Origin of the sequence: Acidocella sp. (assembly GCF_052326845.1) — a bacterium.
Taxonomy (GTDB): Bacteria; Pseudomonadota; Alphaproteobacteria; order Acetobacterales; family Acetobacteraceae; genus Acidocella.
On sequence record NZ_JBKQJR010000168.1, the window covers coordinates 1 to 3,320 of the forward strand.

3 protein-coding genes and 1 pseudogene are annotated in these 3,320 nt (G+C 61.1%); all 4 read left to right on the forward strand.

The features are described from left to right. The first annotated feature begins 257 nt into the window (after nt 1–257). The 4 genes and pseudogenes from ACLPJJ_RS11585 (at nt 258) to ACLPJJ_RS11600 (ending at nt 3,205) form a co-directional block, all read left to right on the forward strand. A complete protein-coding gene (locus tag ACLPJJ_RS11585) occupies nt 258–548 on the forward strand; it encodes a transposase (protein ID WP_443591136.1) in 291 nt (96 codons plus the stop codon). Next, a pseudogene (gene tnpB, locus ACLPJJ_RS11590) lies at nt 545–892 on the forward strand (IS66 family insertion sequence element accessory protein TnpB). The gene ACLPJJ_RS11585 and the pseudogene tnpB overlap by 4 nt, the downstream one beginning before the upstream one ends. Nucleotides 893–954: 62 nt before the next feature. Continuing rightward, nucleotides 955–2,597 (forward strand): IS66 family transposase gene (gene tnpC / locus ACLPJJ_RS11595; protein ID WP_443591134.1). Its coding sequence is split into 2 segments (ribosomal slippage): nt 955–1,234 and nt 1,234–2,597, totalling 1,644 coding nucleotides; the frame shifts between segments, so codons are not numbered across the junction. Next, the gene (locus ACLPJJ_RS11600) at nt 2,594–3,205 is read left to right on the forward strand and encodes a plasmid pRiA4b ORF-3 family protein (protein ID WP_443591135.1); all 612 of its coding nucleotides are present in this window, start codon (nt 2,594–2,596) and stop codon (nt 3,203–3,205) included. Before tnpC ends, ACLPJJ_RS11600 begins: the two co-directional genes overlap by 4 nt. The last annotated feature ends 115 nt before the right edge of the window (nt 3,206–3,320 follow it).

The following is a 3,320-nucleotide window of genomic DNA, read 5'->3' on the forward strand; positions in this document are numbered from 1 at the left end:
ACGGGCGCTGCGCCGTTGGCCAACGGCTGATTGCAAAGGTGCCGCATGGCCACTGGAAAACGCTGACCTTCGTAGCGGGGCTGCGATGTGACGTTTCCCTCCGGTGGCGACCGTCTTGCGGGATTGGGGTTGGACGTGATGCTTCACAGTTAAGCTGAGCTTACGAGTGGAGTTAGCCTACATAGCATGACACAAGTCACAATTTTGACCGGCCGGGATCATCGCCGCAATTGGAGTTTGGAAGACCGGGCCGGATATTGACGGCGGCTTGTGCACCAGGCGCCGTGATTTCTGAGATTGCTCGTCAATTCGATATCGCCAGCAGCATGATTTATAAATGGCGGCGCCAGGCGGTGGCGGCCAATCATGCATTGGCATTTGTTCCAGCGGTCGTGGCTGACGCCGAATCTCCTGCTGCTGTCGAGCAGGTCGCGCCGCCGCCGGTGCCAGTGGCGATTACGGTGGAATTTTCAGCCGGGGTCCGTGTGGTTATCGACGCGACAGCGCCGACCGCTTTGGTCACAGCGACGCTGCTGGCACTGCAATGATTCCGGTCCCAACGGGGGTCAGGATCTGGATTGCCACCGGCCACACTGACATGCGCCGAGGCGTGCGCGGGCTAGCGCTGCAGGTGCAGCAGGGGCTTGGCCGCGATCCGTTCGCCGGCGATGTTTTCGTATTCCGCGGGCGGCAGGGTTCGCTGATCAAGGCGATTTGACATGACGGTCTCGGTCTGTCGTTGTATGCTAAGCGGCTGGACCGCGGAAAATTTGTTTGGCCACAGACGGTGGACGGCGTGGTATCACTCACCGCGGCGCAGATGAGCTATCTCCTGGAAGCGATCGATTGGCGCAATCCACAGCATACATGGCGCCCGCAATCGGCCGGATAAATGCTGGTGGCTCGACAAAAACTCCTAGCCAACTCCTTCCACTTTGTGATTCTATCGCGGTCATGGATATCGATCTATCCGCGCTTCCGGATGATGTCGCCGCGCTAAAGGCGGTGGTGATCGCGGCCTGCGCCAAAGCCGACGCGGTAGCGGCTGAACTGGCCAATGAGCAGGCCAGGCGTGCTGACGATGCCGCACTCATCGCCCATATGAAGCTGCAGATCGAGAAGCTCAAGCGCGATAAATTCGGCCCCAGGTCCGAGCGTGCCTCACGCCTGCTCGACCAGATGGCATTCGCGCTCGAAGAGCTGGAAGGCACGGCGACCGAGGATGAGTTGGCGGGGAGATGGCCGCTGCCAAAACCACGAATGTCACGGGGTTCCAGCGCAACCGGCCGGCCCGCAAGCCGTTCCCCGAGCATCTGCCGCGGGAGCGCGTTGTGGTGCCTGGCCCCACCGCCTGCACCTGCTGCGGCGGTGAGCGGTTGGCCAAGCTGGGTGAAGCCGTCACCGAGACACTGGAGACCATTCCCCGGAGCTGGAAAGTGATCCAGCACGTGCGGGAAAAATTCACCTGCCGCGATTGCGAGAAAATTTCTCAGGCGCCGGCACCCTTCCACGTCATCCGCCGCGGCTGGGCGGGGCCGAGCTTTTTGGCCATGCTGGTGTTCGAGAAATTCGGCCAGCACCAGCCGCTCAACTGCCAGGCCGAGCGCTATGCCCGCGAGGGTGTGCCACTCAGCCTCTCAACGCTCGCCGACCAGGTGGGCGCGTGCTGCGTGGTGCTGGACCCGATCGTTGATCTGCTGGTCGCGCATGTTTTTGCGGGCGAGCGCGTGTATGGCGATGATACCACCGTGCCGGTGCTGGCCAAAGGCCAGACCGATATCGCCCGCTCCTGGGTTTACGTGCGTGATGACCGCCCCTTCGGCGGTTTGGCGCCACCGGCGGCGGTGTTCTATTATTCCCGCGACCGCCGCGGCGAACATCCGCAAGCTCACCTGGCCAGATATTCCGGTATTTTGCAGGCTGACGCCTTTGGCGGATACAATAAGCTCTACGAACCGGACCGAATGCCGGGGCCAATTACCGAAGCGGCGTGTTGGGCGCATTCCCGGCGAAAATTCTTCGAACTCGCTGATCTGGCAAAAATCGCCAAACGCAAGGCACAGGGTGGCAAGCCCGCTTTTGCCTCGCCGATGGCGCTGGAAGCGGTGCGCCGTATCGACGCGCTGTTCGATATCGAGCGCGAGATCAATGGCAAGTCTGCCACCGAGCGCCTTGCCGTACGGCAGCAATCGAGTGCGCCGCTGGTCGCGGAACTAGCCGATTGGATGGCGGCCGCGCGGGCCCGGCTCTCGCCCCACGATGATGCCGGCAAGGCCATAAACTACATGCTCAACCGCTGGCCAGCGTTTACCCGGTTCCTCGATGATGGCCGGATCTGCCTGACCAATAACGCGGCCGAGCGCGCGCTTCGTGGGATTGCCCTTGGCCGCAAGGCACGGCTGTTCGCTGGCTCTAACCGCGGCGGGCAAAGGGCGGCGAAGATGTATAGCCTCATCGTCACCGCAAAAATGAACGATATCGATTCTCAGGCATGGCTCGCCGATGTCCTCGCCCGTATCGCCGACCATCCGGCGCAGCGGCTCGAAGAACTGCTGCCCTGGAACTGGAAAGCACAGCCTGTCAAAATGGCGGCATGACCGTCGCCACCATCGCGCGCCTCGAAATCACCCTCGACGATGTCGAGCCTGCCGTACAGCGCCGGGTCGAGGTGCCGCTCAAAATCCGGCTTGACCGCCTGCACTTGGTCTTCCAGGCGGCAATCGGCTGGAGCAACTCGCACTTGTATGAAATCCGTGCCGGCGGGGTGGGTTGGGGCATGGTCGATCCAGATTGGGGCGACGGCCCGATGGATGCCTCCAAATCCCGGCTGCTCGATGTGCTTGAGGATATGGGCGTGAAGACGCTGAAATATCTCTACGACTTCGGCGACGGTTGGGAGCACACCGTGAAGATCGAGCGCATTGCAGATGCGCTTCCAGGACTCTCTTATCCCGTATTAATCGATGCCAAGGGCAGATGCCCCCCTGAAGATGTCGGCGGTCCGCCTGGTTACGACGAATTGCTCAATATATTGGCCAGCCCGAAACACAAACGACATGCCGAAATAATCGAATGGCTCGGCGCAACCTTCGACGCCCGAGATGCCGGAACACAAAACCTCGCGGATGCTGTCGATGCGCTCGCGCGAAAATGGTCCCGCAAGCCAAAAGACACGTCCAAGATCAAACCCAAAATACCGAACTGAACCAATCAGGACCCGCGGCGCTCACCGCAGGCTCTGATGTCCGTTTTTAAGGGTACTGGCACAATAAAACAGCCGCGATCCGCAGCGCCCAAGAAATTCGATGCGCAGGGGAGGA